The sequence below is a fragment of the Corynebacterium pelargi genome (assembly GCF_014635485.1).
Lineage (GTDB): Bacteria > Actinomycetota > Actinomycetes > Mycobacteriales > Mycobacteriaceae > Corynebacterium > Corynebacterium pelargi.
On sequence record NZ_BMCX01000002.1, the window covers coordinates 183,798 to 209,960 of the forward strand.

Annotated in this window: 25 protein-coding genes and 4 tRNA genes; 22 read left to right on the forward strand and 7 right to left on the reverse strand. The window is 59.2% G+C overall.

What is annotated here, in order from left to right; genetic code table 11:
- Window positions 1-23: 23 nt before the first annotated feature.
- From IEU99_RS04555 to ccsB, 9 genes are all read left to right on the forward strand, one after another.
- The gene (locus IEU99_RS04555; protein WP_128890549.1) at window positions 24-2,675 is read left to right on the forward strand and encodes a heavy metal translocating P-type ATPase; all 2,652 of its coding nucleotides are present in this window, start codon (window positions 24-26) and stop codon (window positions 2,673-2,675) included.
- A gap of 5 nt (window positions 2,676-2,680) precedes the next feature.
- A complete protein-coding gene (hemE, locus tag IEU99_RS04560; RefSeq protein WP_128890548.1) occupies window positions 2,681-3,721 on the forward strand; it encodes a uroporphyrinogen decarboxylase in 1,041 nt (346 codons plus the stop codon).
- Window positions 3,722-3,780: 59 nt separating this feature from the next.
- Window positions 3,781-5,172 (forward strand): protoporphyrinogen oxidase, encoded by a 1,392-nt coding sequence (locus tag IEU99_RS04565; RefSeq protein WP_128890547.1) that lies wholly within the window; start codon window positions 3,781-3,783, stop codon window positions 5,170-5,172.
- A 122-nt stretch (window positions 5,173-5,294) separates the two neighbouring features.
- The gene (hemL, locus tag IEU99_RS04570; RefSeq protein ID WP_371869474.1) at window positions 5,295-6,608 is read left to right on the forward strand and encodes a glutamate-1-semialdehyde 2,1-aminomutase; all 1,314 of its coding nucleotides are present in this window, start codon (window positions 5,295-5,297) and stop codon (window positions 6,606-6,608) included.
- Window positions 6,609-7,217 (forward strand): histidine phosphatase family protein, encoded by a 609-nt coding sequence (locus IEU99_RS04575; protein ID WP_128890545.1) that lies wholly within the window; start codon window positions 6,609-6,611, stop codon window positions 7,215-7,217.
- Between the two features lie 15 nt (window positions 7,218-7,232).
- Complete coding sequence (locus IEU99_RS04580; protein WP_123961309.1) at window positions 7,233-7,817, forward strand: TlpA family protein disulfide reductase; 585 nt, start codon at window positions 7,233-7,235, stop codon at window positions 7,815-7,817.
- 26 nt (window positions 7,818-7,843) lie between these two features.
- Complete coding sequence (locus IEU99_RS04585; RefSeq protein ID WP_128890544.1) at window positions 7,844-8,626, forward strand: cytochrome c biogenesis CcdA family protein; 783 nt, start codon at window positions 7,844-7,846, stop codon at window positions 8,624-8,626.
- Between the two features lie 101 nt (window positions 8,627-8,727).
- Complete coding sequence (locus IEU99_RS04590) at window positions 8,728-10,275, forward strand: cytochrome c biogenesis protein ResB (protein ID WP_164931220.1); 1,548 nt, start codon at window positions 8,728-8,730, stop codon at window positions 10,273-10,275.
- Window positions 10,276-10,379: 104 nt separating this feature from the next.
- Window positions 10,380-11,264, forward strand: coding sequence for a c-type cytochrome biogenesis protein CcsB (ccsB, locus tag IEU99_RS04595; protein ID WP_128890543.1), 885 nt, complete (start codon window positions 10,380-10,382; stop codon window positions 11,262-11,264).
- Here ccsB and IEU99_RS04600 read toward each other — a convergent pair.
- Window positions 11,261-11,527: an ArsR/SmtB family transcription factor gene (locus tag IEU99_RS04600; RefSeq protein ID WP_123960967.1), complete on the reverse strand. Its 267-nt coding sequence runs from the start codon at window positions 11,525-11,527 to the stop codon at window positions 11,261-11,263. The genes ccsB and IEU99_RS04600 overlap by 4 nt on opposite strands.
- A gap of 39 nt (window positions 11,528-11,566) precedes the next feature.
- A complete protein-coding gene (locus tag IEU99_RS04605; protein WP_128890542.1) occupies window positions 11,567-11,815 on the reverse strand; it encodes a hypothetical protein in 249 nt (82 codons plus the stop codon).
- 97 nt (window positions 11,816-11,912) lie between these two features.
- Between IEU99_RS04605 and IEU99_RS04610 the strand changes: the two genes are divergently transcribed.
- Window positions 11,913-12,224 carry a DUF4229 domain-containing protein gene (locus tag IEU99_RS04610; RefSeq protein WP_128890541.1) on the forward strand — a complete coding sequence of 104 codons (312 nt, stop codon included), beginning with the start codon at window positions 11,913-11,915 and terminating at the stop codon, window positions 12,222-12,224.
- Here IEU99_RS04610 and IEU99_RS04615 read toward each other — a convergent pair.
- Genes IEU99_RS04615 through IEU99_RS04625 form a run of 3 tightly spaced genes read right to left on the reverse strand, consistent with a single transcriptional unit; the run spans window position 12,221 to window position 15,319 of the window.
- Window positions 12,221-13,111, reverse strand: a complete 891-nt coding sequence (locus IEU99_RS04615) for a 1,4-dihydroxy-2-naphthoate polyprenyltransferase (RefSeq protein ID WP_128890540.1) — start codon at window positions 13,109-13,111, stop codon at window positions 12,221-12,223. The two genes, IEU99_RS04610 and IEU99_RS04615, sit on opposite strands and share 4 nt — an antisense overlap.
- Window positions 13,112-13,158: 47 nt before the next feature.
- Complete coding sequence (gene menE / locus IEU99_RS04620) at window positions 13,159-14,325, reverse strand: o-succinylbenzoate--CoA ligase (protein WP_128890539.1); 1,167 nt, start codon at window positions 14,323-14,325, stop codon at window positions 13,159-13,161.
- Window positions 14,326-14,347: 22 nt separating this feature from the next.
- Entirely contained in the window at window positions 14,348-15,319 is a 972-nt protein-coding gene (locus tag IEU99_RS04625) for a 1,4-dihydroxy-2-naphthoyl-CoA synthase (protein ID WP_128890538.1), read from the reverse strand.
- 122 nt (window positions 15,320-15,441) lie between these two features.
- Here IEU99_RS04625 and IEU99_RS04630 point away from each other — a divergent pair, with 122 nt between their 5' ends.
- Genes IEU99_RS04630 through IEU99_RS04655 form a run of 6 tightly spaced genes read left to right on the forward strand, consistent with a single transcriptional unit; the run spans window position 15,442 to window position 21,287 of the window.
- Window positions 15,442-16,467, forward strand: coding sequence for an o-succinylbenzoate synthase (locus tag IEU99_RS04630; RefSeq protein ID WP_128890537.1), 1,026 nt, complete (start codon window positions 15,442-15,444; stop codon window positions 16,465-16,467).
- Window positions 16,468-16,470: 3 nt separating this feature from the next.
- The gene (gene menD / locus IEU99_RS04635; protein ID WP_128890536.1) at window positions 16,471-18,087 is read left to right on the forward strand and encodes a 2-succinyl-5-enolpyruvyl-6-hydroxy-3-cyclohexene-1-carboxylic-acid synthase; all 1,617 of its coding nucleotides are present in this window, start codon (window positions 16,471-16,473) and stop codon (window positions 18,085-18,087) included.
- Between the two features lie 32 nt (window positions 18,088-18,119).
- Entirely contained in the window at window positions 18,120-18,560 is a 441-nt protein-coding gene (locus tag IEU99_RS04640) for a hypothetical protein (protein ID WP_128890880.1), read from the forward strand.
- Window positions 18,561-18,564: 4 nt separating this feature from the next.
- Window positions 18,565-19,656 (forward strand): glycosyltransferase family 4 protein, encoded by a 1,092-nt coding sequence (locus tag IEU99_RS04645; protein WP_128890535.1) that lies wholly within the window; start codon window positions 18,565-18,567, stop codon window positions 19,654-19,656.
- A 40-nt stretch (window positions 19,657-19,696) separates the two neighbouring features.
- Window positions 19,697-20,386 (forward strand): demethylmenaquinone methyltransferase, encoded by a 690-nt coding sequence (locus IEU99_RS04650; RefSeq protein ID WP_128890534.1) that lies wholly within the window; start codon window positions 19,697-19,699, stop codon window positions 20,384-20,386.
- A gap of 22 nt (window positions 20,387-20,408) precedes the next feature.
- A complete protein-coding gene (locus tag IEU99_RS04655; protein WP_128890533.1) occupies window positions 20,409-21,287 on the forward strand; it encodes a VOC family protein in 879 nt (292 codons plus the stop codon).
- A 38-nt stretch (window positions 21,288-21,325) separates the two neighbouring features.
- Here the strand turns inward: IEU99_RS04655 and IEU99_RS04660 are convergent, their stop codons facing one another.
- Both IEU99_RS04660 and IEU99_RS04665 read right to left on the reverse strand, forming a co-directional pair.
- Window positions 21,326-22,291 (reverse strand): lactate/malate family dehydrogenase, encoded by a 966-nt coding sequence (locus IEU99_RS04660; RefSeq protein WP_128890532.1) that lies wholly within the window; start codon window positions 22,289-22,291, stop codon window positions 21,326-21,328.
- A 51-nt stretch (window positions 22,292-22,342) separates the two neighbouring features.
- Window positions 22,343-23,584, reverse strand: coding sequence for a geranylgeranyl reductase family protein (locus IEU99_RS04665; RefSeq protein WP_371869476.1), 1,242 nt, complete (start codon window positions 23,582-23,584; stop codon window positions 22,343-22,345).
- Window positions 23,585-23,738: 154 nt separating this feature from the next.
- Between IEU99_RS04665 and IEU99_RS04670 the strand changes: the two genes are divergently transcribed.
- The 6 genes from IEU99_RS04670 (at window position 23,739) to secE (ending at window position 26,111) form a co-directional block, all read left to right on the forward strand.
- Complete coding sequence (locus IEU99_RS04670; RefSeq protein WP_123960955.1) at window positions 23,739-24,758, forward strand: polyprenyl synthetase family protein; 1,020 nt, start codon at window positions 23,739-23,741, stop codon at window positions 24,756-24,758.
- Window positions 24,759-24,819: 61 nt separating this feature from the next.
- Window positions 24,820-24,901: transfer RNA gene (locus IEU99_RS04675), tRNA-Tyr, on the forward strand.
- Window positions 24,902-25,374: 473 nt separating this feature from the next.
- A tRNA-Thr gene (locus IEU99_RS04680) sits at window positions 25,375-25,447 on the forward strand.
- Window positions 25,448-25,485: 38 nt separating this feature from the next.
- Window positions 25,486-25,560, forward strand: a tRNA-Met gene (locus IEU99_RS04685).
- Between the two features lies 1 nt (window position 25,561).
- A tRNA-Trp gene (locus tag IEU99_RS04690) sits at window positions 25,562-25,634 on the forward strand.
- Between the two features lie 156 nt (window positions 25,635-25,790).
- The gene (gene secE / locus IEU99_RS04695; RefSeq protein ID WP_128890530.1) at window positions 25,791-26,111 is read left to right on the forward strand and encodes a preprotein translocase subunit SecE; all 321 of its coding nucleotides are present in this window, start codon (window positions 25,791-25,793) and stop codon (window positions 26,109-26,111) included.
- Window positions 26,112-26,163: the final 52 nt, after the last annotated feature.

Sequence of the window (26,163 nt, forward strand, 5' to 3'; positions counted from 1 at the left end):
ATGAAAAATCCCGCGGAGTTCACATGAGCCAGGAACCACAACTCACCGATCCAGATGAGCAACTGGGGCGGGTCATTAGCCAAGCCAAAGAAGCTGCGGCACTCGCCGGCGTTGATACTCGCGCCGGTGTAGACCCCGAAGAAAACGCTCAGGCCCTTGTGCACGCGGGTAAAACCTCATTCGCCTTCGAGCTCAGTGGGCTTTCAAGTGCCACCATCGTCGGAGAAATCGAAGAGGCCTTAAGCCAGCTCAACGGCGTTGATGCACGCATCGTGTACCCATCGTCTACCGCCTGGGTGAGTGCTTCGAGCACCTTTGATCCTCAAAGCATCATCGACGTCTTTGAGCGTTATGGCGTGGATGCCCAATTAACGGATTCATCGCTGCGCAGGCGCGTTGCCTGGTCAGATGTAGAAGACGGGCGTTTCCGTCGCTCCGTGCGCCGGCACCGCCGCCGAGCATCGAAGGAGCAAGCAGCACAAGAAGAGCGCCAATTCGAACTCGCCCGCAGGCAGGGATTCCTCGAACGCCAATCAGATCACCGGCGCCGCCAGGCCTCCACCCAGGTGCTCTTTACGGCCCGCGAGCTCATCACAAAGAAGCGTTTTTGGGTTTCCCTGGCCTTTTCAATCCCGGTGCTCATCGTGAGCTACTACCCGTGGATGCAATTCAACTACTGGCAGTGGGTACTCGCAGCGCTTTCGGCCCCGGTGGTGTTCTACGGCGCCTGGCCTTTCCACCGCGCCACCATCGGCGGGGCGCGCCGGGGCATGTCGGCTTTGGATTCGGCAAGCTCGGTGGCCATCCTCCTCGGATGGTTCTGGTCTTTGGCGGTGATGCTCTTTAGCCGCGTCGGTGATATTGGCTACCGGGCCGATCCCACGTGGGCTTCGCTCAGCCCAGATCAAGCCCGCACCGGCATGCTCTTTTTCGACGTCTCCTGCGGCATGACCTGCATCCTTTTGGCAGGCAGGCTGCTGATCCGGCACACCCGAAATAACTTGCTCGATGATCTAGACCGCCTGCGCACCGATCACAATACGCAGGTCACGGTGGTGACTCGGCACCGCAAAAACCCGAAGCCAGTCGAAACCAATGTCGCTGTACAAAAGCTGAATGTGGGCGACGATATCTTGGTCGGCCCTGGCGACCTGGTGCCCGTTGATGGCGTGGTGATTGGCGGTTCTTCCACCATGAACACCGAGGCGCTCGGCATTGAATCGCGCGAAGTTTCCGTCAACGACAAGGTGTACGCCGGCAGCATCAATGGCGATTCCCGCCTGAAAATTCGCGTGCTGCACACCGGGCACCGCACCTGGTTGGCGGAAATTTATCGCTGGGTGGCAGACACCAACGTCAATCAGAATATGGCCGATGATCTCGCCACTCGCACCGCATCGACGCTGGTGCCTGTGTCCTTTATGATCGCCGCCGCGGATTTCGCGCTTTGGGCCTTAATTACTGGCAACCTCACCCAGGCCTTCGCCAGCGCTCTGGCCGTGCTCGGTGGCGTAGCCCCCGTGGCCTTGGCTGTGTCTGCTTCGCTGGCCATGCGCCAAGGCATTGAAGGTGCAGCACGTAGAGGTATTTTGATTCGCTCCGGCAATACGCTCCGGGCCCTCGACGAGGTAGACACGGTGATTTTCAACCGCGTGGGCGCGTTGTCGAATGGCGAAATGCACGTTGAAACCGTCACGGCTGATCGCGGCGAGAACCTCGATCTAGTACTTCGCGTGGCCGGAGCCCTGGCCATGGAAAGCGATCACCCGGTATCGCGAGCCCTGGTGCGCGCCGCCCGCGAGGCCCGCGATGCCAAACACACCAGCACCATCCCCAACTGGATCGATGTCTCCCACTATGAGCTCGATGAGGACGGCAACTTCCACGGAATGGTGGAATTGCCCATCCATAACTCCGATGGGGAAGAAGAGCTGCGCCAGGTGGAGGCCATTTTGTGGCGACCGAAGAACCTCTCTGAGCTTGAGGGCAGGCTTGCGCAGGCAGCAGTTTCCGGTGGCACCCCCTTGGTGGTGCGCTGGAAGGGCAAGGATCGCGGCGTGATCACCTTGCACGATGACGCCAAAGACGATGCCATCGACGCAGTTGACGCCCTTGAGCAAATGGGTCTTGAAACGATGATGCTCTCCCGCGATACCTACCCCGTGGCACGTCGCTACGGCGATACCGTGGGTGTTTCACATGTGCTCGCAGGTATCCAGCCCGCGAATAAGGCACAAACGGTGCGTTCGGTGCGCACGCATGGCGCACGCATCGCCATGGTCGGTGATGATTCGGTGCGCCGCTGCTTCCGCGTGGCCAATGTGGGTATCCAGATCGGTGCCATGAGCCATGTGCAAACGGCCTCGGCCATCGAACACAGCGAAGCCGATGTGGTGATGCTCGAAGGCAAGGTCAAGCCAATCCCGCAGCTTTTCCAATTCGCGCGGAAAATCAATCGCGTGGTGCACTCGAACATTGCCTTCGCGTGGGGCTATAACTTCCTGGCCATGTTGGCCGCTATCGCGGGCTTCTTGCACCCCATGATTGCCACGGTGTTGATGCTGGCCTCCACGCTCTTTATCGAGGTGCGTTCAAATCGGGTGGGTGCTTCATCACTGTTGAATCCTAAGCGCGACACAGACAACCAAAAGGTGGAGACGACACAGGTAGCATAGGGCGCATGCCGAATTCTTCTCCGATTCTCGACGCCGCTGCCGGCCGCACCCCGAGCCGCCGACCAGTATGGTTCATGCGCCAAGCTGGCCGCTCCCTCCCCGAATACCGCAAGGTGCGCGAAGGCATCAGCATGCTCGATAGCTGCTTCATGCCGGAACTGCTGGCCGAGATCACCCTCCAGCCGGTGCGACGCCACGACGTTGATGCCGCTATTTTGTTCTCCGACATTGTGGTGCCACTCAAGGCCGCGGGCGTAGACGTAGAGATCGTGCCCGGCCGTGGCCCCGTGATGGGCCAAGCGATCGAGAACGCGGGTGACGTGGACAAGCTGCCCATTCTGGATCAAGATGTGCCCGAGGTTGCTCAAGGCATTGGGATCATCCGTGAGGAACTCAACGAGCAGCAAACGCTCATCGGTTTCGCAGGGGCGCCTTTTACGCTGGCCAGCTACCTTGTAGAGGGCGGGCCGAGCAAGAATCACGAGAAGACCAAGGCCATGATGCACGCGGAGCCTGCCACCTGGCACAAGCTCATGGAGCGCCTGGTACCAACCATCGTGGGATTTTTAAAAGTGCAGGTAGAAGCAGGCGTGCAGGCCATGCAGCTCTTTGATTCCTGGGCCGGGTTCTTAAGCGACCGCGATTATCGCGAGTTCGTTTTGCCCTATTCCAAGCAGATCCTCGCGGAGATGGAAGGCACCCCACGCATCCACTTCGGTGTCACCACCGGTGAGCTACTCGCCAGCATGAGCGAGGCCGGTTCCGAGGTCATGGGCGTGGATTGGCGCGTGCCCATGGACGTTGCCGCCAAGCGCATTGCCGCCCGCAGCGGAGCGAAGGTGCTGCAGGGCAACCTCGATCCCGCGATTCTTTTTGCCGGCGAGTCCGTGATCCGCGCCGAGGTTCAGCGCATCTGCGAGGAGGCCGACCGCGCCATCGCCGCTGGTGATGCCACCGGGCACATCTTCAACCTCGGCCACGGTGTGCTTCCGAGCACCGACCCGGAGGCCATTACCCGCGCCGTGGAGATCATTCACGAGTTTTAAGCTTTTCGACGCCCCAGCGTCCCATCATTGCCGCAATTCAAGGGAAGGATCCGCAAATAATGCGCATCGCCATCATTGGTGCAGGCCTAGCAGGTCTGGTGTCTGCCTATTCCATTCACAAGCAGCAGCCCGAAGCCAAGGTGGAGGTGTTTGAGGCCACCGACCGTATTGGCGGCAAGCTGTTCACCGTGCCCTTCGATTCCGGCCCCACCGACATGGGTGCGGAGGCGTACCTGGCGTTTCGTAAGGATGCCACCGAATTCTTTGAAGAGCTCGGCTTAGGAGATCAGATCGTCGACCCTTCTGGTTTGCCTTCGCTGTTGTACGTGGACGGCAAGCTACAAGCGATGCCCATGGCCACGGTGATGGGCATTCCTGGCAGCTCCGAAGGCCTTGAGGGCCTGGTTAGTGAGCAGTCGCGCGCTCGCATCGATGCCGAAGGTGATGCTGAGCCGATTGAGTGGGCGCTGGACAAGGAAGTGTCCGTCGGTGCGCTGGTGCGCGAGCGCTACGGCGACGATGTGGTCGAGCACGTGGTGTCTGCCCTCCAAGGTGGTGTGTATTCCTCTACCTCCGATGACCTCGGCCTTCGCGCCACCATGCCGCAGGTTGCCAATACTTTCGATGCCATGCTCGCCGAAGGCCAAGCGGTGACCTTAAGTGGGGCCATTAAGCGCATCATGGAATCGCGCCCGGTCGCCCGCGGCTATAAGCCCAAGGTATTCGGCGCATTCCGCGGTGGCTACGCCCAGGCCTATGAGGCCTTGGCTGAGCAATCGGGAGCCGATATCCACATCGATGCGTTTATCTCGCAGATCACCCGCACAAAGGAAGGCTTCAAGCTCAAGGGTGCGCAAGGCGTGTTTGATCGCGTGCTGCTGGCCGTGCCCGCGCCTACTGCTGCCGTGCTGCTCAAAGGTCTTGGCGAGGACGCCCAGGCAGCGGCCACCCAGCTCAAGCGCGTACCGCTGGCAAGCTCTGTGGTGGTTGGCATGAAATTCGATAGTGACGAAGGCCTGCCCGATAACTCCGGCATCCTTGTTGCCACCGATGCCAAGGACGTTCGCGCTAAGGCATTTACGTTCTCATCCAAGAAGTGGCCACACCTGGGCGAACGCGGCGGTGCACTGGTGCGTGCATCCTTTGGCCGCTACGGCGACGATGCCATCACCCGCATGGAAGAAGACGAGCTGGTGGATCTCGCCCTCGACGATTTAGAGCGCATCACCGGCTTTGATGGCCGTGCCGCTGGGCTCTCGGAGATTTTTGTGCAGCGCTGGTTCGGAGGCTTGCCCGTCTACAACGTCGAGCACCTCGACGCAGTAGCTGCCGCGCGTGAGGCCTTGAGCAAGGTGCCGGGCATTGAAGCCACCGGTGCCTGGGATCAGGGCGTGGGTGTGCCGGACGTGATCGTTGCTGCGAAGGATGCTGCTGCACGGGTCTTGGAGTGACCTTTGGGCATGGCTTGGGTGGCGGAAGGCAATGATGTAGACGCCGCAATTCGCGCGGGGGTTCGTCGAAAAGCAAGGCGTGATTGACCCCGGTTTGCCCCCGTCTGCTTAGAATGGGCGACATGACGCTTACTTCCGAAAACACCCGTCGTTCGGCCGAACTCATGCAAGAGGCGAAGGTGCTTACCCCCGGTGGCGTAAATTCGCCGGTGCGCGCTTTTGGTTCCGTGGGTGGGCAGACTCGCTTTATTGCTTCGGCGAAGGGCTCGAGGCTTTTCGACGTCGACGGTAATGAATACGTTGACCTGGTGAATTCCTGGGGGCCGATGCTCCTTGGCAATGCTCACCCGGCGATTGTGGAAGCTGTGCAGCAGGCGGCAGCGAAGGGGCTTTCCTTCGGCGCGCCCACGGAATCCGAGATCGAGCTGGCCAAGCTGATCGTGGATCGCACCGCTGTGGAAGAAGTCCGCATGGTCAATTCCGGTACTGAGGCCACCATGTCCGCCGTACGTTTGGCTCGCGGGTTTACTGGCCGTGCCAAGATCATCAAGTTTGAGGGCTGCTACCACGGTCACGTGGATGCGCTGCTGGCCTCGGCAGGTTCTGGTGTGGCGACCTTCGCCCTGCCGGATTCGCCGGGTGTGACCGGTGCATCGGCTGCCGATACCATCGTGGTGCCCTATAACGACATTGCCGCTGTTGAGCAGGCCTTCGCAGAGCATGAGGGCGAGATCGCCTGCATCATCACCGAGGCAGCCGCCGGCAATATGGGCACCGTGGCGCCTCAAAACGAGTTCAATGCCAAGCTCAAGGAAATCGCGCACGCCAATGGCGCGCTGCTGATCCTCGATGAGGTAATGACTGGCTTCCGCACCTCCTACTCCGGTTGGTTCGGCGTGGATGGTGTCGCGGGCGATCTCACCACCTTTGGCAAGGTCGTATCCGGCGGTCTGCCCGCTGCGGCCTTTGGTGGTCGCGCCGAGATCATGCGCTACCTCGCCCCCGAAGGTCCCGTCTACCAGGCAGGAACCCTTTCGGGTAACCCAGTAGCCATGGCTGCTGGCAAAACCTCCCTTGAGCTTGCCACTGAGGATGTGTACGACACGGTGCGCGCCAACGCTGATCGCCTCGCCGGCATGATCTCTGATGCGCTTTCGGCTGAAGGCGTTGCCCACCACATGCAGCGCGCCGCCACGATGTTCAGCATCCGCTTTGCCGAAGGCCAGGGCAATAACTTCGCAGAGATGAAGGATGCGGATACCTTCCGCTTCCCGGCCTTCTTCCACACGCTGCTTGATCATGGCGTCTACGCCCCGCCGAGTGTGTTTGAAACTTGGTTTACCTCCGCAGCGTTGAGCGATGAGGATTTCGAGCGCATCGAGGCCGCCCTGAAGCCAGCCGCGAAGGCTGCTGCCGCAGCGAAGAAGGAGCACTAAGTGCCACATACCATCGTGCACCTCGTGCGCCACGGCGAGGTCGATAACCCCGAGCGCATTCTTTATGGGCGCATCCCCGATTACCACCTCTCCGAGCGGGGACGCCGCCAAGCGCAGCGCACCGCCGATGCCTTTGAAGGCCACGAGGTAGTCAAACTCTATGCCTCGCCACTGGAGCGTGCTCAAGAAACTGCGGCACCGTTTAGCCGGGGCCTGGGTCTAGAGATTGAAACAGAGGAACGTCTTTTAGAGGCCGGCAATCAATTTGAAGGCCTGCACGTCAAGGGTGTGCGCTCTCAATTGTGGAATCCGGTGCGCTGGCCGTTGATGCGCAATCCGCTGACCCCAAGCTGGGGCGAGCCTTATACCGAGATTGTGCAACGCATGGTCCAAGCCATCGAGCGTGCGGTAGAAGAAGCCGAAGGCTATGAGGCGATTATGGTCAGCCACCAGCTTCCCATCGTGTGCATCCAGCGCCACATGCAGGGCAAGCGCTTGGCACACAACCCGGCGATGCGCCAGTGCAACCTGGCCAGCGTGACGTCCTTGGTCTTTGATGATCAAGGCTTGTGCGATTACCGCTACAGCGAACCAGCCAGGGGGCTATAAGTGGCACACACTGCGATGAAGAAGTTGCTGCTTGCTACAAGCCTTGGCATGAGCCTGGTGTTGGCAGCCTGCGGCGGTACTGCTGGCCAAGATGCCGTGGCCTCTGGTGGTACGTTTCAATTCCACTCACCCGGTGGCCAGCAGGAGATTTTCTATGAGCCTTCGGAGCGCTCTCCTGTCAGTGATATCGAAGGCCCTTCGGTGATGGATCCGGATAAGACGATCAAGCTTTCAGATTTCGACGGCAAGATCGTGGTGCTCAATGCCTGGGGGCAGTGGTGCGCGCCGTGTCGCAGCGAATCGGATGACCTCCAGGAGGTCCACGAATACGCCAAGCAGCACGATGGCACCGTCTTGGGTATCAATGTTCGCGACTTTAACCCGGAGATCTCCCGCGATTTCCTCCGCGATAATGGCCTCACCTATCCAAGCGTGTACGATCCGCCCTTTAAAACGGCTGCTGCTTTAGGTGGTGTTCCGGCCTCGGTGGTTCCCACCACGATTGTCCTGGATAAGCAGCACCGCCCGGCTGCGGTGTTCCTTCGTGAAATCACCGCCGATGATCTCAAGCCCGTGATCGATAAGATCAACGCCGAGTAATCGGCGCGGGGAATCCACAAAACACTATGGGAAATTATTTTGCAGATCTCGCTGCCTCCGGCCCGCTGCTTCTAGGCATGCTGGCGGCGGCGTTTGCAGGTCTTGTGTCCTTTGCCAGCCCTTGCGTGATCCCACTGGTTCCCGGCTACATGTCCTATCTCGCCGGCGTGGTGGGTGCCGAAATGGAATTTGGCAAAGAAGGCCCCCAGGTCGCACGCCGTGGCCGCTGGAAAGTCGCCGGTGCAGCACTGCTGTTTGTCGCAGGCTTCACGGTGATTTTTGTGCTGGCCACCGCCACGGTATTCGGTGCCATGAGTGCGCTGACGTTGAATGCTGATGTGCTCATGCGCGTCGGTGGTGTGGTCACGATTGTGATGGGCGTGGTGTTTCTAGGTTGGGTTCCGATGCTCCAAGAAGAACACCGTTTCGCGCCCAAGCGCTGGAGCACCTGGTTGGGAGCGCCCTTACTCGGCGGTGTCTTCGCCCTTGGTTGGACGCCGTGTTTGGGTCCCACCTTGGCCTCCATTGTCTCGATTTCTGTTGGTACCGAAGGCATGACCGCGCTGCGTGGCGTGTTGTTAATCATTGCCTACTGCCTCGGTTTAGGGCTGCCCTTTATTGTGGTGGCGCTGGGTTCTGCCCGTGCGATGCAAGGCGTTGGTTTTTTGCGCAAGCATTCGCGCACCATCCAAACCATCGGTGGTATCGCGTTGATTCTTGTTGGCCTTTGCCTGGTCACCGGCCTGTGGGGTGAGTTCATCACCTGGATCAGGCAGTGGACGGTGCAGTTCGGTACTACGCTGGTGTAGTTGCAATGTCCGCGATCTTCGTGGGCAGAAGAAAAAGTGAAAGGTCCATTGTGCGGACGATTTCTTTGTGGCTGAAACGCGCCTGGCGTTGGCTGACTTCGATGCGCACCGCCTTGGCGTTGCTCTTCCTTGTCGCCATCGCAGCCATCCCCGGCGCTTTGCTCCCGCAGCGGCAGCTCAACGAGCAAAAAGTACAGGAGTACATCGAAAACAACGGCAAGATCGCAGAGATCTACGATCGCCTCCAGCTTTTCGACGTCTTCCGCTCCACATGGTTTAACGCCATCTTCCTGCTGCTGTTTATCTCTTTGATCGGCTGCATCATCCCTCGCTCCATCGAGCACTATAAAGCGATGCGCACCCCGCCGGTGCGCGCGCCGAAGAACCTATCCAGGATGCCCTGGCACGGCGAGGGCACAGTCGATGAGTCGATGCAGGCCGTGGAAGCAGATGTGCGCTCAACCTTTAAGGGCTGGCATCTAGCGGAATACACCCCGGAACAAGACCGCGCCGGTGCGCGTTCTTTTGCCGCGGAGCGCGGCTATTTGCGCGAGTTTTTCAATCTCGTGTTCCACCTCGGCCTGGTTGGCCTCTTGGTCACGGTGGCCATCGGGCACCTCTACCACTACGAGGGCCAGGTGATCATCGTTGCTGATAGGGAGAAGAATCAGAACACCCAGTTCTGCAACACCGCCACAGCAAATTACGACTCGTTCCGCGCAGGTCCGCTATTCGACGGCACCGGGCTACACCCATTTTGCTTCGAGGCCCATGATTTCTCGGCCGATTACCTGCCCAATGGCCAAGCCGAGATGTTTAGCTCAAATGTCTCCTATGCCACCGGTGAAGATATCTTCAGCGATCCTTCAACGTGGAAAGACTATGAGCTTAAGGTGAATCACCCGCTGCGTGTGGCAGGCGATCGCGTGTACTTGCAGGGTCATGGTTTTGCCCCGACGTTTACGATCGAGTGGCCGAATGGTGAAAAGCGCAGCCAAACGGTGCAGTGGCAGCCGCAGGATCCCACCTTCTTCCTTTCCTCCGGCGTGATGCGCTTTGATCCCCCGGCGGGAATGTATCCGGATCTCTATGAGCGCCGCCAGCACCAAATCGCCATCGAGGGACTATTTGCTCCCACGGCCCAATGGGAAGGTGAGAACAAGAATCTGCTCACCTCCTCCTATCCGGCCATGACGGATCCGGCCGTGGCCATCGACGTGTACCGAGGCGATAATGGCCTCGATACTGGCCGTGGGCAGAGCATCTTCTCGCTTGATCAATCGCTGGTGCACTCTGGGGCCTTGCAAAAGCTAGAGCGCGTGAACCTTGGCGTTGGTGAGTCCATCACGCTTGACGACGGCACGAAGATCACCTTCGACGGGGCAAAGGAGTTTGCGAACTACCAAGTCAGCTACAACCCCACCCAGGTGTGGATGCTGGCCTTCTCCTTGATCTCTTTGGCCTCCTTGGTTGGTTCCCTCATGATCAAGCGCCGCAGGATCTGGGTGCGCCTGTACCCGGAGGGTGAGCATAAGACCCGCATTGAAACTGCCGGGCTTTCCCGTACCGACCGTGCGGGTTGGGGTGAGGAATATCAGAAGATCCACCGCAAGCTGCTGAAGTTGCCGGAACCCGACGACGATGAGTAGCCCCCAGCCTGAGAGCTTTGCTGAGGCTTAGCAATATTCCAACTTTTAGTCGAGCACGAGTAGTGTGTTCGATACTGAGATGCAATCCCGAAGGATGAGGTGACATGCCAATCAATTCGAGTCTCGCTTCGCTGTCAGACATGGCGTTTGGTACAGCGTTCGTGATCTACCTCTTGGCGCTAGTGCTCTCGGTGATCTTCTACGTGAAGGCCGCCGGCGATAAACCAGAAGGTGCCAGCAAGTTCATTGGCATGACCCAAACACTGGTGTGGCTGGGCATTCTGGTGCACATGGTCTCCGTGATTACTCGCGGCCTTGCCACGCACCGCTTCCCCTTTGGCAATCTCTATGAATACATCGCCATGATCACCCTCTTTGCCATGGTGGCAGCGGCGGTGTTCATGCAGCGCAGGGAATTCAAGTCGCTGTGGCCATGGGTGCTGGTGCCGGTGCTTTCGCTGCTCTTCCTCGGCGGCAAGAACCTCTATGCGGATGCAGCCCCGGTGGTGCCTGCCCTGCAGTCGGTATGGCTGCCCATCCACGTCTCCATCGTCTCTTCTGGTGCGTCGATCGGTTTGATCTCGGGCATTGCCTCGCTGGCGTATCTGCTGCGTCGCTGGCAGCCTGAGGGCAAAGAAAAGGGCTTCTTTGGCAAACTAGCCCGACCCTTGCCTAGCGCGAAGCGCCTGGATCTGGTGGCCTACCGCACGGCGATTATCACCGTGCCCGTGTTCGGCCTGGGCATTATCTTAGGTGCCATTTGGGCAGAAAGCGCCTGGGGGCGTCCCTGGAACTGGGACCCCAAAGAGACCTTCTCTTTGATCACCTGGTTTTTGTATGCGGCGTATCTTCACGCCCGCGCAACTTCGGGTTGGCAAAACACGAAGGCGGCCTGGATTAATATCCTGGCCCTCGCGGCGATGACCTTCAATCTCTTCTTTATTAACCTGGTTACTTCGGGCCTGCACTCTTATGCGGGGCTGAACTAGAGCTGATCAATCAGCGCCGCGATGCGCTGATACTCGCCGGGGTTGACCTGATACCTCGTCCACTTGCCTTGGCGGTGGCGTTGCACAAGGTTTACCTCGGCGAGTTTTTGCATATGGTGCGTCACCGTGGGTGCGGTGATGGCCAAATGTTCTGCGAGGTCTACTCCACAGATTGATTCTTGCTCGGCCACGAGCTGAAGAAGTTGTAGGCGCGTAGGGTCGCCAAGCGCCTTGAAAATTTGCGATGCGCGGTCGAGCGTCATGCCTCCAACTATAGAGGCAAGGCTAGGCTAAGTAAATGATTATCCTTCATCATTCTTTTGTTTATCTTCGCCCTCGCCACGCTGCCGGCGCTCCTTTTCCAATCGTTCCTGCTCACGCTGCTGCTTAAAGCGTTCCTTTTCCAGCTTCCACAAGAACTCAGGATCATCATCGGGGCCTTTAATGGCCTCAGGCTCCACAGTGTCCTTCTTCCACGAAGAAGGCCCAAATGCTCGCCACACGATCCATATCGCGGCAATGAGCAAAATGATCAAAATGAGCCGTCCCAATACTTCGCTCCTAACTTCAAGTCTTGAACCACAACCGCTACTCAGTTTTCGTACCAGACTACCTGTGCACCACCGGGGTTGAGTAGGCTACGAGGTTGTGAATGAGCAAGCACCCCAAGCCCCTGATCCGCAGCTCAAGCGCGAGGCGCGCCGTGCGGTAATCGTCTATGGCCTCGCAAGGCTCGCGCTGTTTATTGGCCTTACAGCCATTATCCAACTCCTCGCCGTTGCCATCGGCGCGCCGGTGCCGCTGCTCATCTCGGCCACGCTCGCACTCATCGTTGCCATGCCACTTTCCATGTTCGTGTTCAAAGGCATGCGACTGCGAGCCACTCAAGCGGTGGCCGGATGGGACGCACAGCGCAAAGCACACAAGGCCTGGCTGCGCGAAGAACTTTCCAAGCGCTAAATCAGCGCCAAGGCCACGCTCGTGGCAATCGACCACACCAGCATCGCCCTGCCACTGAGCCCAAGCACCGGAATCAGCGCCTTGCCCTGTTGCTGCGATCGAATCGGCTGAGCAGCAGCCAAAGCAAAAGGCAAGGCAAGCACACCCGCTGCTGCCCACGGCGCAGTGGCAGCCAGAAGCAGCGATACCACGAACGGGGTTGCCATCAATCCCAGATAGAGTTTCCTCGTCGCGGCGTCGCCAAGCTTGACAGCCAAGGTGATCTTTCCGGCTTTTCGGTCGGTGGGGATATCGCGCAAATTATTGGTCAAATTCACCGCGCTCGACATCGCACCAATGGCCACCGCCAGGCCAAGGCCCACCCAGGAAATCGCACCGGCTTGGGTGTACTCAGTGCCAAGCACGGCTACGAGCCCAAAGAACACAAACACGGCGATCTCTCCAAAACCCCGGTAGCCATACGGGTTCTTGCCGCCGGTATAAAACCACGCGCCAGCAACGCAAAGCAGGCCAAGCAGGATCAACCAGGGGGCGGAAAGTAAAGAAAGCCAGATGCCGGCGATACCTGCCAGGCCAAAAGCACCGAAGGCGGCGAACTTGACGTGCTCGGGCTTGGCAAGGCCAGAGCCAGTCAGGCGCAATGGGCCGGAACGATCATCGTCGGTGCCACGAATGCCATCGGAGTAGTCATTGGCATAATTCACGCCCACGATCAGCGCCCACGCCACGATGGCGGCCAGCAATGCGCGACCAAGATGGAAGTGGCCGGCATAGGCTGCGGCGCCGGAACCTGCAAGAACCGGCGCGAAGGCATTTGCCCAGGTATGAGGCCGCGCCCCCTCAAGCCAATCGGCGGCAGTGGCGGTGTGTGGCTTAGAAGAACTCATAGCCGATATTGTTCCACGCATGCCCGCCTGCGCAGGAGAACGGGTAGCTATTGCCTGGTCTTGTCGGTGTTGAATAAGGCGGCGATGGCCTGCCGATCCACCTTGCCTACTCCAATAAGTGGCAAAGCATCGAGCTTGAGCATTCGTTTGGGAAGCTGCCAGCGGGGGAGATCATCAAGGGCTTCAATCAGATCCTCTGGGCTGGCCTCGCCCTCAAAGGCACATACGATGGCTTGGCCAAGGCGGCGATCAGGAATCCCCACCACGCACACTGCCCGCACACCGGGCACATTGGCCAGGCGATGCTCCAGTACTTCCGGGTGAATCTTCAGCCCACCGGAATCAATGATCGTGTCGATGCGTCCAGTAATGCGCAAGACGCCATCTTCCACCACGCCAGTATCACTGCTGGCGAACCAACCAGGCTCAGCAAAGGCCTCATGGTCTGGCATATTCCTATATCCTGCAGCCACCATCGGCCCGCCGAGGAGAATGCGCTCGCCGCGCAACCGCACCTTCGCTCCAGGAATAGGCTTGCCGTTATACACACAGCCACCGGAGGTTTCAGAAGAACCATAGGTGCTGATCAAGGTGATGCCCAGTTCCGATGCGGCACGTTGGTCGTCGGCAAGCAAAGGCGCGCCACCAACAAGAATGGCATCAAAGCTACGAAGCGCATCGATGCCCTCCAAACTATCCATGGCCTTGAGCAACTGAAGGGGAGTAAGCGAGGTGTAGCGCCTGCCCTCCAGATTGCCCGCGGCCTCGGCAAAGGCATGCACCTGGAAGCCATGAGCCACATTGAGCACCGCCGGGGTAAAGCCTGCAACCATCGAACGGATCAGCACCTGCAGGCCGGCAATGTGATTCGGGGGCATCGCCAAGAGCCATTGCCCCTCACCGCCGAGATACTGGTGGGTGGCATCGGCAGAACTGATCACATTGGCGGGGCTGAGCATCGCCCCCTTGGGAGTCCCCGTAGAACCCGAGGTGGCCACCACGAAGGCAACGGAAGGGTCGATATCGTGCCCGGCGCGCTGCGAAGCACGCAACACCGCCTCGTTTTCTTCAGAAACCGGCAAGAGGGTGCGCTGGCCTGCAATGGCGGACTCTAAAGCCCCAAGCACCTCCTCTGTGGCATGTGCCTGGGCAAAGCCCAATCCCGATTCCGGGAACAGCAGACGGTGGATAGGGAATGTTTCCAGGGTATGCATCGCGGTGGCAGGGGCTCGCAAACTAGTAGTAATAGGGGAAGGCAGACCAATCCGGGTCGCGCTTTTCTAAGAAACTATCGCGGCCTTCCACGGCCTCATCCGTCATATAAGCAAGGCGGGTGGCCTCACCGGCGAATACCTGCTGGCCCATCAGCCCATCATCGGTGAGGTTGAAGGCAAACTTCAGCATGCGCTGGGCCGTGGGGGACTTGCCGCAAATCTCGCGGGCAGCCTGAATGGCCTCCTGCTCCAGCTCGCCGTGATCGGCAACGATATTCACCGCACCCATGCGCTGCATCGTCTCGGCATCGTAGGTGCGGCCAAGGAAGAAGATCTCGCGGGCAAATTTCTGCCCCACCATCTTGGCCAAGTAAGCCGAACCATAGCCGGCGTCGAAGGAACCCACATCAGCGTCCGTTTGCTTAAAGCGAGCCTCCTGGCGTGAAGCGATGGTCATGTCGCACACCACATGCAGCGAGTGCCCGCCACCTGCAGCCCAACCATTGACCACAGCGATGACCACCTTGGGCATGGTGCGAATCAAACGCTGCACCTCGAGAATGTGCAGGCGCCCACCCTCGGCCTGCTCGCGGGCAGTATCGACGGTATCGGCTGTTTCACCCTCGGCGTAGCGATAACCCGAGCGGCCACGAATGCGCTGGTCGCCGCCGGAACAAAAGGCCCAGCCACCATCTTTTTCGCTCGGGCCATTACCGGTGAGAAGCACCGCGCCCACATCGGGGGTGCGGCGAGCATGATCAAGGGCTCGGTAGAGCTCGTCTACCGTGTGCGGGCGAAAAGCGTTGCGTACCTCGGGGCGATCAAAAGCGATGCGCACCATGCCGTTCTCGCGGCCTTCGCCCACATGGCGGTGGTAGGTGATATCGCTGAAATCCTCAAAACCTTCCACCAGTTTCCACTGCGTGGGATCAAAGGGATTATCCGTGGAGTATTGCTTGGCGTTTTGCGTGGAGTTTGGGGTGGCTTCGCTCATACCTAGCAAATGTAGTCGCTTCAATCCTGGCAGTGGCGCAAGGTATCGCTACGGGCCTGGGCGGTGGTGGAGCCTGAGTGCGCGCATGTGGGAAACCCAGGCGGTGTTTAGACTCTGCAGGTATGGCGATTGCTTTAGAAGACGTCCTCGAACGCAGCTATGTGGTGGCGCTACCAATGCGAGTGCAATTCCGCGGGATTCAAACCCGCGAGGCGCTGCTGATCCAAGGACCTGCTGGTTGGGGCGAATTCTGCCCATTTGAAGATTATGCAGCACCAGAGGCCGCCCACTGGTTAGCCAGTGGCTTAGAAATGGCCTATCAAGGGCCTCCGCCTTTGCAGCGCGAGTGGGTCGATATCAACGCCACCGTGCCTGCGGTACAACCCGAAGACGTGGCAGGAATCCTTGAGCGCTTTGAAGGCTGTAGCACCGTGAAAGTGAAAGTGGCAGAGCCTGGGCAAAGCCTTGCCCAAGATGTAGCCCGCGTGCAGGCTGTGCGTGATCTTTGGCCTTTGGCCAAAATTCGTGTGGATGCCAATCGTGGCTGGAGCGTCGATGAGGCCTTAGCGGCCGCCAAGCAGCTTGGCCCTTTGGACTATATGGAACAACCCTGCGCCACGGTGGCCGAACTTGCCCAACTGCGCGATCGCCTGGTGCGCAGTGGCATCTTTGTCAGGGTCGCGGCCGATGAATCAATCCGAAGGGCAGAAGATCCCTATGAGGTAGCGCGCGCCAAAGCAGCGGATGTGGCCGTGGTAAAGCCCGCGCCGATCGGCGGGGTGCGCAAGGTGTTGGAGGTAGCGAAGTTTATGCGCGCCCAAGGCCTCGACATCACCGTCGCTAGTGCACTTGATACCGGCGTGGGTATCAATGCAGGCCTTGCGGCCGTAGCCGCCTTGCCGCGGCATAGCGATGATGAGGAATTCGATGTGCCACCTGCGGCCGCAGGCCTTGGCACCCAGCGGCTGTTCCTTGAAGATGTCACCGCCAGCCGTGAATTGGTCGATGGCCGGCTCAAGGCCGAAATGTTGGCACCTGAGCCAGAGCGCTTAGAAGCACTTCAAGCAAGTGGGGCGCGCAAAGATGCCTGGTTGAAGCGTTTGGCGCAGGCATGGGAGTACCTGCCAAATGAGGCACTAGACTGCTAAACCATGACCTCCTCGCCAGAGCTTGCACGCCTTTTTGCCGCCGAACTCGCCCGCTTTGTCAGCGACGTAGTGATTTGCCCTGGTTCGCGGAACTCCGCGCTTTCACTTGCGGTATTAGCGCGCAACGATCTTCGCGTGCACACCCGCATTGATGAACGATCCGCCTCCTTCTTGGCCTTAGGCATGGCACGGGTGCAAGGCCGCCACGTTGCCATCATCACCACCTCGGGTACTGCGGTGGCTAATTGCGCCCCGGCGATGGTGGAAGCCGCCTATTCCCATACGCCTTTGGTGATGATCTCTGCCGATCGTCCGGCGCGTTTGCATGGCACCGGCGCGAATCAAACCATCGTGCAAGACGGCATCTTTAATGTCGCGCCCACGGTGAATATCTCAGAAGCTGCCCACTTGGAGCAGCTCGACCAAGCATTTACTGCGCATGCGGTGCACCTCAACGTGCAATGCGATACCCCACTGGTGGAGGATTCGCTGCTCGAAGTACCTTCGCAGGCTGATCAGCCCCAGCGGGGAAGCAACCAGAGCCTGTTGAAAGATCACGGCGAAATAGCCATTGATCTTAGAAAGCCCACATTGGTTATCGCAGGTGATGAGGCCTGGGAGGTCGAAGGCTTAGAAGATGTCCCCACCATCGCAGAACCCAGCGCGCCCGCGCCTTTTCACCCGGTGCATCCACTGGCTGCCGGGGTGTTTAGCAAGCAGCAGGTATCCGCAGAAGGCTATGTAGTAAACACCAAGCCCGAGCAGATCATTGTGGTGGGCCATCCCACCTTGCATCGCGAAGTGATGGCGCTGCTATCTGATCCCGCCATCGATCTGTATGTGCTGAGCCGAAGCAACACCATCACCGATCCAGCCCAACGCGCCAAGGCCGTGGGCTCCCGGGTGAAAGCTAGCGGTGCGCCAACCAAGGAATGGCTCAATATTGCCCAGGCCGCTGCAGAACTCGGGGCAGAAGCAGTGCGCGATACTTTGGCCGAAGACCACGGCTTGAGCGGATTGCATGTAGCCGCAGCAGTAGCAGACACCCTCGGCACCGGGGACACGCTCTTCCTCGGCTCCTCCAATCCGGTGCGTGATGCTGCATTTGTGGGTCTGCCCTTCGCAGGTGTGGATACCTTCGCCGCCCGCGGGGCTGCAGGCATTGATGGCAGCGTTTCCCAAGCCATCGGCATTGCCCTTGCCTTACAGCAGGCACACCCGACGGAGCTTCGCCCGCCACGCACCGTGGCGTTGATGGGTGATGTGACCTTCTTGCACGACATTGGCGGCCTGCTTAGCGGTGAACAGCCGCGCCCAGAAAACCTCACCATCGTGGTGGCAAATGATGATGGCTGCGGCATTTTCGAGACCTTAGAGGTTGGCGCCCCGCAGTATCGGGAGCGCTTCGAGCGTGCTTTCGGCACTCCCCATCACGCCGACCTCGAGGCGCTGTGCCAGGGCTATGAGGTGGAGTATCAGCAGGTAGATTCGCTGCAAGATCTCATCGTGGCGTTGATTGATAGCACTGAGTATGGCGGTTTCCGGGTGATCGAGGCCAAAACCACACGCGCTACCCGCCGCGATATCCATGCAAGCCTTCAGGCGCGGGTGAGCATGTGAGCCCGCTGCACCGACCAGGCATCACCCCAGCTATTCGACGCCGCGCTCACCAATTAGTGCTGGTGTTATACATCTTTGCTGTGCTCGGTTGTGCCTCCATGGTGATTGGTCCTGCATTCAACGATCGCACCATCAATAACAACCCCGGGCGTGCCCTGGCCACGGTGGTTGATGTGGGAACCTTGCGTACATCGGTGGAATACCAAGGCGATGATGGGCGCTTACATTCGCCGAAAACGGGGTTGCTCTATCCCAGCGACTTAGGCGAAGGGCAGCGAGTGTGGGTGACCTACGCGAAAGACAACTACGACCTAGCCAAGGTTGAGGGAAGAAAGTGGACGCTTTCGCTGATTCCCGCCTTGAGCACGCTAGCGGTCGCGAGTGCCATAGCAGCCGGGTTATGGTGGCTGGTGAGCAGGTGGCCTGCTACGCAAGCCGCAAAGGCTCCCACTATTCGCACCACCGTGAGGTAAGCGTATGCGCGTGGCGATCATCGCCGAGTCCTTTTTGCCCTACGTCAATGGAGTAAGCAACTCAGTGTTGCGCATCCTCGACTACGCCTCGCGCCACGGGCACGAATGCATCGTGATCGCGCCGGGTAGCGCCCATGACATCAGCAACGTAGGCACCACACCCATCATTCGAGTACCGCAGATCCGTGTACCAAGAATTAACTCCCTGCCGGTAGGCGCTCCGAGCCCAAAGGTGCTTTCTGCCTTACGTGAATTCCAACCAGACGTCGTGCACCTGGCAAGCCCCTTCGTGCTTGGCGGCGCTGGTGCCTGGGCTGCAAAGCACCTCGATGTTCCCTGCGTGGCGGTATTCCAAACAGATATTGCAGGTTTTTCACTTCGCTATCGCCTGAGCTGGCTCTACCAAGCCTCTTGGCGCTGGATTGCCACCTTGCACAATGCCTGCAGCCTCACACTGGCCCCCAGCAGCGTGGCCGAGCAGGAACTGCGTCGCGCAGGTGTGCACGATATTCAGCGCTGGGGCAGGGGAGTAGACGTAGCGCTTTTTCACCCCAAGAAGCGCCGCCGCCAGAAGGCACAAGACCAACCAATCAGGGTGGGCTACGTGGGCAGGCTCGCGGCAGAAAAAAGCGTGCATCGCCTGGCCTGCCTGGATCAAGACCCAGCCTTTGAGCTGGTGATTATTGGTGATGGGCCAGAACGCGGCGCGCTGCAAAGAGCGATGCCCAATGCTGAGTTCCTCGGTGCACGGTATGGCGAAGAGCTCGCCCAGGAGATGGCGAACCTGGATATCTTTGTGCACACCGGGGAATTTGAAACCTTCTGCCAAACCATTCAAGAAGCCCACGCCAGCGGTGTGCCAACCATCGCCCCGCGCGCCGGTGGCCCGATTGACCTCATCGACCCAAGCGTTGGGGAATTGCTGCCTGTTGCATCATTTGAGCAGGAATTGCCTGGCGCGGTGCGTCGACTAGCAAAGCAACACGACGCTATGAGCAAAGCGGCACGGGCGAAGGTAGAGCCGCGAACCTGGGACGCCGTGTGCCAAGCATTATTTGAGCACTACGCCCAGGTGCGTGCCTGTTTTGTGGCTTAGCGCCCAAAGGTAGAAGCGGCGTTGACTACACTTACACAGCGTGGCTAAGGCATCTTTGGACAAACAACCCAGCGACGTGGCAAAAATGTTTGACGCGGTGGGCAAAAAATACGACCTCACCAACACCATCTTGAGTTTTGGTCAGGATCGGCACTGGCGCAAACGCACCCGCGAGCGCCTAGATCTGCGCCCCGGCGAGCTCGTGCTCGACCTTGCCGCCGGCACCGCAGTGTCCACCGAGGAGCTAGCCAAGTCCGGGGCCACCGTGATTGCCTGCGACTTTTCCCAAGGCATGCTCGCAGCAGGTGCCGAACGCGACGTGCCTAAAGTGTGCGGCGATGGCATGCAACTGCCCTTTGCCGATGCCACCTTCGATGCCGTGACCATTTCCTACGGCCTGCGCAATATCCACGATTTCCGCGCCGGGCTGCGCGAAATGGCGCGCGTGACCAAACCCGGTGGCAGGCTGACGGTGGCGGAGTTTTCCAAGCCGGTGGTGCCGGTATTTGGCACCGTGTACAAGGAATACCTGATGCGCCTCTTACCGCCGGTGGCTCGCCTTGTATCTTCCAACCCCGATGCCTACGAGTACTTGGCCGATTCCATCCGTGCATGGCCAGAACAAGAGGCCTTGGCGCGCGAGATCAACGCCAATGGTTGGTCGGATTGCGGCTGGCAAAACCTCACCTTCGGCATCGTGGCCATGCACTCTGCCATCAAGCCTGCCTAGTATTGCCAGGTAGCCTCGGGGCATGCAGAAAATCGTCCCGAATATTTGGTGCAACGGCAATGCCGATGAAATGGCCGAGTTTTATCTGGCAGCCTTCGAAGATGCCCACGTTGTTGAGCACCAGCGCTACCCAGCAGAAGGCCTGCTGGATTTCCAGCAGCCCATGGCCGGGCAAACGCTATTGATCGAGCTTTCCCTGCGCGGCTTTCACATCATGCTCATCAACGCTGATGACACCTTCACCCCCAACCCCTCGATCTCTTTGATGGTGAGCAACCCCAGCGTCGAGGCCACCACCAAGCTCTATGAGCACCTCTCAGATGGTGGCTTTGCCCTCATGCCCTTGGACTCTTATGACTTCAATGAGCATTACGCCTGGGTGCAGGACAAGTTTGGTGTGAGCTGGCAGTTGTTCAGCCACACCGAACCCACCGACCTCCCCGCCATCTACCCCAGCCTCATGTTCTGTGGCGATGCCCAGAATCGCGCCGGCGAGGCCATCGAGCGTTATACCAAGCTTTTTAGCGGCCACGTGACCCAAAAGGTGACCTACGGCGAGATTGGCCAGGATGCCAACGGGGTGATTGAGCCCGAATCGGTGGTGTTTGCCACCTTCGAACTGCTCGGTGAAACCATCGGCGCGATGGACTCAGCCGTGGAACAAACGTTGAGCTTCGATGGTGGCGTGGCGCTGTTGGTGAATGCCCACGGCCAGGAAGAAATCGACCACTACTTCGATGGCCTCAGCGCTGTGCCTGAGGCCGAGCGTTGCGGCTGGCTCCGCGATGAATTCGGCGTGAGCTGGGAAATCGTGCCAGACAACATGGGCGAACTCATGGCTAAGCCCAATGCCTATGAAAAGCTCATGGGCATGGGCAAGATCATGATTGAGGAGTTTTAGCAGGTTGTTGCACGACCCGCGGAACTGCCCCCAGCCTGCTACTGCTTGGTGTTCTCCACGGTGTCGAGGATGAACTTGGCCGAGTGATGCAGTTGCTCAATTTCCCAGTCGTTGAGCTGCGGTTGGAGGCGTTTTACCCAACCCTCGGGTTCGATGAAGGTGGGCAGGGAGAGTGAGACTTCGGGCAAGTCGTAGATGCCGTCGGCGATCAGCGTGCAGATGGGGTGCACGGAGCGTTCGCCGATGAGCAGACACTTGGCCAGTGCGTTGGCAGAGCGTGCCACACCGGCATTGGTCCAGCCTTTGTTCAGCAGCACGTCGTAGGCGGAGCGGATCACGCGTTCTTGCATTTCTGGTGCGCTTGGCAGCGCGCTGCCGCGCCAGTGGCCGAGTTCTTCCCAGCCAAGGCCAAAGACATTGACTTGGGAGAGTGCCGGCAGGGCAGTGGAGCCGTGCTCGCCGATCATGTAGCCGGTAACGGATTTGGGGTCGATGCCGAGCTCTTGGCCGATGGCGTAGCGCAGGCGCGCGGAATCGAGCATGGTGCCGGTGCCGAAGATCTTGTGGGTGGGGTAGTCGAATTCGGTCACGGCCACATGCACCACGGCATCCAGTGGGTTGGTGATGAAGATGATCACCGCATCCTTGGTGTGTTGGACGATATTGCTCATCACATCGCGCACCACCACGCCGCTGAGCCCTGCCAGTTCGGAGCGATCGGGCATACGCTCGGGATCGTTGGGGTCGGGCACGATGGAGGCGCCGGCGGCCACGATGATGATGTCTGCATCTTTGCAGTCGCTGTAATCGCCTGCGTGGCAATAGGTGTGCGTAGTGCCCATCACGCCGGTGGATTGCGCTTGGTCTACTGCCTCACCGAGCGCGACCTTCGGCTCAATATCGATGGTGACAATTTCTGAGTACAGGCCTGAGTCCATGGCATAGCTCAACACATAAGAACCAACATGACCCAGACCAACGACGACGAGTTTTGATTGTTGCATGCCTTTAACTCTAGAAAGCGCCGTTGCGTTTGTGTGCCCTATTGCCTGCGTTTATCCCCACAGCACCCTATCGCCGCGCAAACGGATGCTCATCCCTGAGGCCGCGCGCCAACAACGAGCCACCAGGTCGCGGTCTTGCTCTACCACGAGGTTGCCCATCAAGCGGGCGGCCGTGGGCATGATGTACTTCCCCAGCGGTTTGCGCAGCGCGAATGGGCCTGTAAGTGGCAAGAATTGCGGGTAGGTCAAAGCGCGAGCCAAGGTGCGTGCCAACAAAAAGGCTTCACCATAGTGTTCACGCAAGGCAGCAGGCCACGTATCGCTGAAATCTTCGCCTTGGCTCAGGAGCTCTACTGCCATGCGGGCAGTTTCTAGTCCATAGTCGATGCCCTCGCCGTTGAGCGGGTTCACGCAGGCGGCTGAATCACCAATGAGCATCCAGTTCGGTCCTGCCACGCCAGATACTGCGCCACCCATGGGCAGCAGCGCGGAGGTGACGTGCTGGGGCTTAGCAAACTCCCAGGCTTCGCGTTGCTGATCGGCATAGAGATGCAGCAGCTTTTTGGTATTCACCTTCGCTGGGCGCTTATCGGTAGAAAGTGCGCCGCAACCGACGTTCGCGCGGCCATTGCCAAGCGGGAAGATCCACCCATAGCCTGGCTGAATGGTGCGGTTGGCGTCGCGAAGCTCAAGGTGCGAATGGATCCAGGGTTCATCCCCGAAGGGCGTATCGCAGTAGGAGCGCGCGGCAATGCCAAACACTTCGCCTTTATGCCAGGTGCGGCCGAGCTGTTTGCCAAAGGTGGAACGCACCCCATCGGCCACGATGACAAAACGCGGATGGATCTGGGTGCCGTCGCTCAAACACACCTGCTTGATCGACCCATCGACTGTTACTTCCGTAGCGCCTGCGCCGCCAAGGAAACGAACGCTGTCCTGCGCCACGGCGTGATCCAGCAGGGTTTGATCCAACTCGGTGCGGGGCATGGCCGAGCCGAGGGTGCCGAAGGGGGAGTCGGGCCAGGGTGCTTCAACGGAACCGCCGAAGCCGTGCAGTTTCAGGCCCTTGGAATGGTAGTGGGAGGTGACGTCGATGCCCATCAACTCAAGCTGGTGAATCGCGCGAGGGGTGAGGCCATCGCCGCAGGTTTTATCGCGGGGGAATTGTGCTTGATCAACGATCAGCACGTCGAGGCCTTGTTGCGCGGCGTGCCAAGCAGCGGCGGATCCGGCTGGTCCTGCACCGATCACGAGCAGCTCTGGGCTTAATTGCTTAGGAGTCACAGGGGTTATTGTGGCAGTTCAACTGCTGGCCGTGCACCCCGGGGTGTGTGTATGTGGGCGTTTCGACTACGGTAAAGGGGTTAGTTGGAACATGCTTCACGTGGCACGACGCTTTGAGCCCCTCGGCGCCGAGCCCTCGACCTCAATGTAAGGCAGTGTGGAAATGAGCAACGGCGCCGAAGGATCGCAGCCAGTGGCGGCGGCACACGTCGATCTTGGCGACGACACCCTAAACAAGGCCGTAGCCGATGGCATGGAGCGCGTAGAAACGCTGCTGATCGAGGAGCTATCGAAAGGCGAGGCCTTTGTTTCCGAGAAGGTGCTGCACCTGACCAAGGCAGGCGGCAAGCGCTTCCGCCCCATGTTCGCGCTGCTGGCCTCCCAATACGGCAGCGAGCCGATGAATGATCGCGTGATCAAGGCCGCCGCGATTGTAGAGATGACGCACCTGGCCACCCTCTATCACGATGATGTGATGGATGAGGCCGATAAGCGCCGTGGCGTGCCCAGTGCCAATGCCCGTTGGAATAACTCGGTGGCCATCTTGGCTGGCGACATCCTGTTGGCGCACACCTCGCGCATCATGAGTGAGCTGGGTGTGGAAACGGTGGCGCACTTTGCCGAGACCTTCGGGGATCTGGTTACCGGCCAGATGCGCGAGACCATCGGCGCTGGCGACGGGGATCCGGTGGAGCACTACATGAACGTGATCCGCGAAAAAACCGGCGTGCTGATCGCCTCTGCTGGCTTCTTAGGTGGCCTGCACTCCGGGGCAAGCCAGGAGCACATCAAGGCCTTGCAGGGTTATGGTTACGCCATCGGCATGGTCTTCCAGATCGTGGACGACTTCATCGACATCTTCTCTGACACCACCCAGTCCGGCAAGACCCCCGGCACGGACCTGCGCGAAGGCGTATTTACCCTTCCCGTGCTCTACGCGCTGCAGGAGGACACCCCGGTGGGCGAAGAGCTGCGCGGCATCCTCACCGGCCCCATCCATGACGATGCCACGGTGGAGCATGTGCTGGGCCTGCTGGCGAAGTCGCAGGGGCGGCAAAAGGCGCTTGACGACGTCTCCGCGTACCTCAATGAAGCCGAGCAGCACCTCGAGGCACTGCCTGCATGTGCCACCACGGATGCACTGCGCAACCTGGCTCGCTTTACCGTAGCGCGCGTGGGTTAGTGCCCCCTGTAGTGCGAATTTGCAAAGTTATGGGATGGGCAGTGTAGAGTGTTCAACGCACGCCAGGTTGCCCGAGCGGCCAAAGGGAGCGGACTGTAAATCCGTCGGCATTGCCTACAGAAGTTCGAATCTTCTACCTGGCACAGCAATATAAGGAGCCCGTCACGAAAGTGACGGGCTCCTTCGCGTTTCCCAAAAACCCATGACAATAGTTAGATCAAGCCTATAATGAGGTGACCTACGACACATTAGAGGGGCTATGAAGCGGAAAATTCTTTCGGCTTCGGGATCGATGAGCGCAATACTTGCGGCGACTGGCGTCTCTCCCGTCATGGCGATTCAGCCCGCATGATGCAGCGCAAGGTTGCTAAGCGTTCAGAAGAGCATGATCCCGAGGCGCGTCAGGCGGCGCTGGACTTCCAGCGGGACATCGATCGAGGGCGTGCTGGCTTCTAGCGCGGCCGTGCCGATCAGGGGCGTTGAAAACGGGAGCGTTGGGGCGCTGAAAAGCTAGGCTGTAGTGCAGATTTGTGTTCTTTCAACGCTTCGGGTTAATCTTTATCAGGCTTCAACAGGAGCGGGTCGGAAAATACCGGCACAATTCAATGAGGCTAGCGCCCCCTTAGCTCAGTCGGCAGAGCGTTTCCATGGTAAGGAAAAGGTCGACAGTTCGATTCTGTCAGGGGGCTCTGTTCTTTTATCTAGGGTAACCTAGTTGGAAGATCGTGGCGGTGTAGCTCAGTGGTAGAGCAAGCGACTCATAATCGCTGTGTCGCGAGTTCAATTCTCGCCATCGCTACCAAAGGGGCGTGGCTCAATTGGTAGAGCATCGGTCTCCAAAACCGAAGGTTGCAGGTTCGAGTCCTGTCGCCCCTGCAAGAGAAAAAATAGAACACCCGGTTGCCTTGAGGTACCGGGTGTTCTTGCGTTCTATTGGCACCACCATCAGCGTGCTATAGTTGCCAATCTGAACGTGGTGCACCTGGCGGTGCGCCAAAAGGTCCCGATAGGCAACATGATTAAGGGAATGCAGTGAGCGAAGAACAACGGCAACCTACCTCGGCAGCCCGGCCCACCGGCAAGCGCCAACTCGCCGGAACGAGCACCGTTGATGCTTCCCAAGCGGAGGCCAAGAAGGTAGCCAAGCGCGAGCATGATGATCGCCCCGGCGGTTCCGTCGTGCAGTTCCTGCCTGAGGTGGGCAAGGAAATGCGCAAGGTGATTTGGCCTACCACCAAGCAGATGGTCAACTACACCATCATCGTGTTTGCTTTCCTGATTTTGATGACGGCTCTTGTAGCAGGCGTGGACTTCGTCGCCGGCTTGGGAGTTGAAAAGGTGCTGACCCGGTAGTTATACTGGCACCCACTAAAAAAGAAGATCCCGCCTCACCGAAAGCACTGGT

What these genes read in the sequence shown, in the direction of transcription:
- IEU99_RS04555 (WP_128890549.1), top strand. Translation starts at nt 24, where the DNA reads ATGAGCCAGGAACCACAACTCACCGATCCAGATGAGCAACTGGGGCGG.
- hemE (WP_128890548.1), top strand. Translation starts at nt 2,681, where the DNA reads ATGCCGAATTCTTCTCCGATTCTCGACGCCGCTGCCGGCCGCACCCCG.
- IEU99_RS04565 (WP_128890547.1), top strand. Translation starts at nt 3,781, where the DNA reads ATGCGCATCGCCATCATTGGTGCAGGCCTAGCAGGTCTGGTGTCTGCC.
- hemL (WP_371869474.1), top strand. Translation starts at nt 5,295, where the DNA reads ATGACGCTTACTTCCGAAAACACCCGTCGTTCGGCCGAACTCATGCAA.
- IEU99_RS04580 (WP_123961309.1), top strand. Translation starts at nt 7,233, where the DNA reads ATGAAGAAGTTGCTGCTTGCTACAAGCCTTGGCATGAGCCTGGTGTTG.
- IEU99_RS04585 (WP_128890544.1), top strand. Translation starts at nt 7,844, where the DNA reads ATGGGAAATTATTTTGCAGATCTCGCTGCCTCCGGCCCGCTGCTTCTA.
- IEU99_RS04590 (WP_164931220.1), top strand. Translation starts at nt 8,728, where the DNA reads ATGCGCACCGCCTTGGCGTTGCTCTTCCTTGTCGCCATCGCAGCCATC.
- ccsB (WP_128890543.1), top strand. Translation starts at nt 10,380, where the DNA reads ATGCCAATCAATTCGAGTCTCGCTTCGCTGTCAGACATGGCGTTTGGT.
- IEU99_RS04600 (WP_123960967.1), bottom strand. Translation starts at nt 11,527, where the DNA reads ATGACGCTCGACCGCGCATCGCAAATTTTCAAGGCGCTTGGCGACCCT.
- IEU99_RS04615 (WP_128890540.1), bottom strand. Translation starts at nt 13,111, where the DNA reads ATGAGTTCTTCTAAGCCACACACCGCCACTGCCGCCGATTGGCTTGAG.
- menE (WP_128890539.1), bottom strand. Translation starts at nt 14,325, where the DNA reads ATGCATACCCTGGAAACATTCCCTATCCACCGTCTGCTGTTCCCGGAA.
- IEU99_RS04625 (WP_128890538.1), bottom strand. Translation starts at nt 15,319, where the DNA reads ATGAGCGAAGCCACCCCAAACTCCACGCAAAACGCCAAGCAATACTCC.
- IEU99_RS04630 (WP_128890537.1), top strand. Translation starts at nt 15,442, where the DNA reads ATGGCGATTGCTTTAGAAGACGTCCTCGAACGCAGCTATGTGGTGGCG.
- menD (WP_128890536.1), top strand. Translation starts at nt 16,471, where the DNA reads ATGACCTCCTCGCCAGAGCTTGCACGCCTTTTTGCCGCCGAACTCGCC.
- IEU99_RS04645 (WP_128890535.1), top strand. Translation starts at nt 18,565, where the DNA reads ATGCGCGTGGCGATCATCGCCGAGTCCTTTTTGCCCTACGTCAATGGA.
- IEU99_RS04655 (WP_128890533.1), top strand. Translation starts at nt 20,409, where the DNA reads ATGCAGAAAATCGTCCCGAATATTTGGTGCAACGGCAATGCCGATGAA.
- IEU99_RS04660 (WP_128890532.1), bottom strand. Translation starts at nt 22,291, where the DNA reads ATGCAACAATCAAAACTCGTCGTCGTTGGTCTGGGTCATGTTGGTTCT.
- IEU99_RS04670 (WP_123960955.1), top strand. Translation starts at nt 23,739, where the DNA reads ATGAGCAACGGCGCCGAAGGATCGCAGCCAGTGGCGGCGGCACACGTC.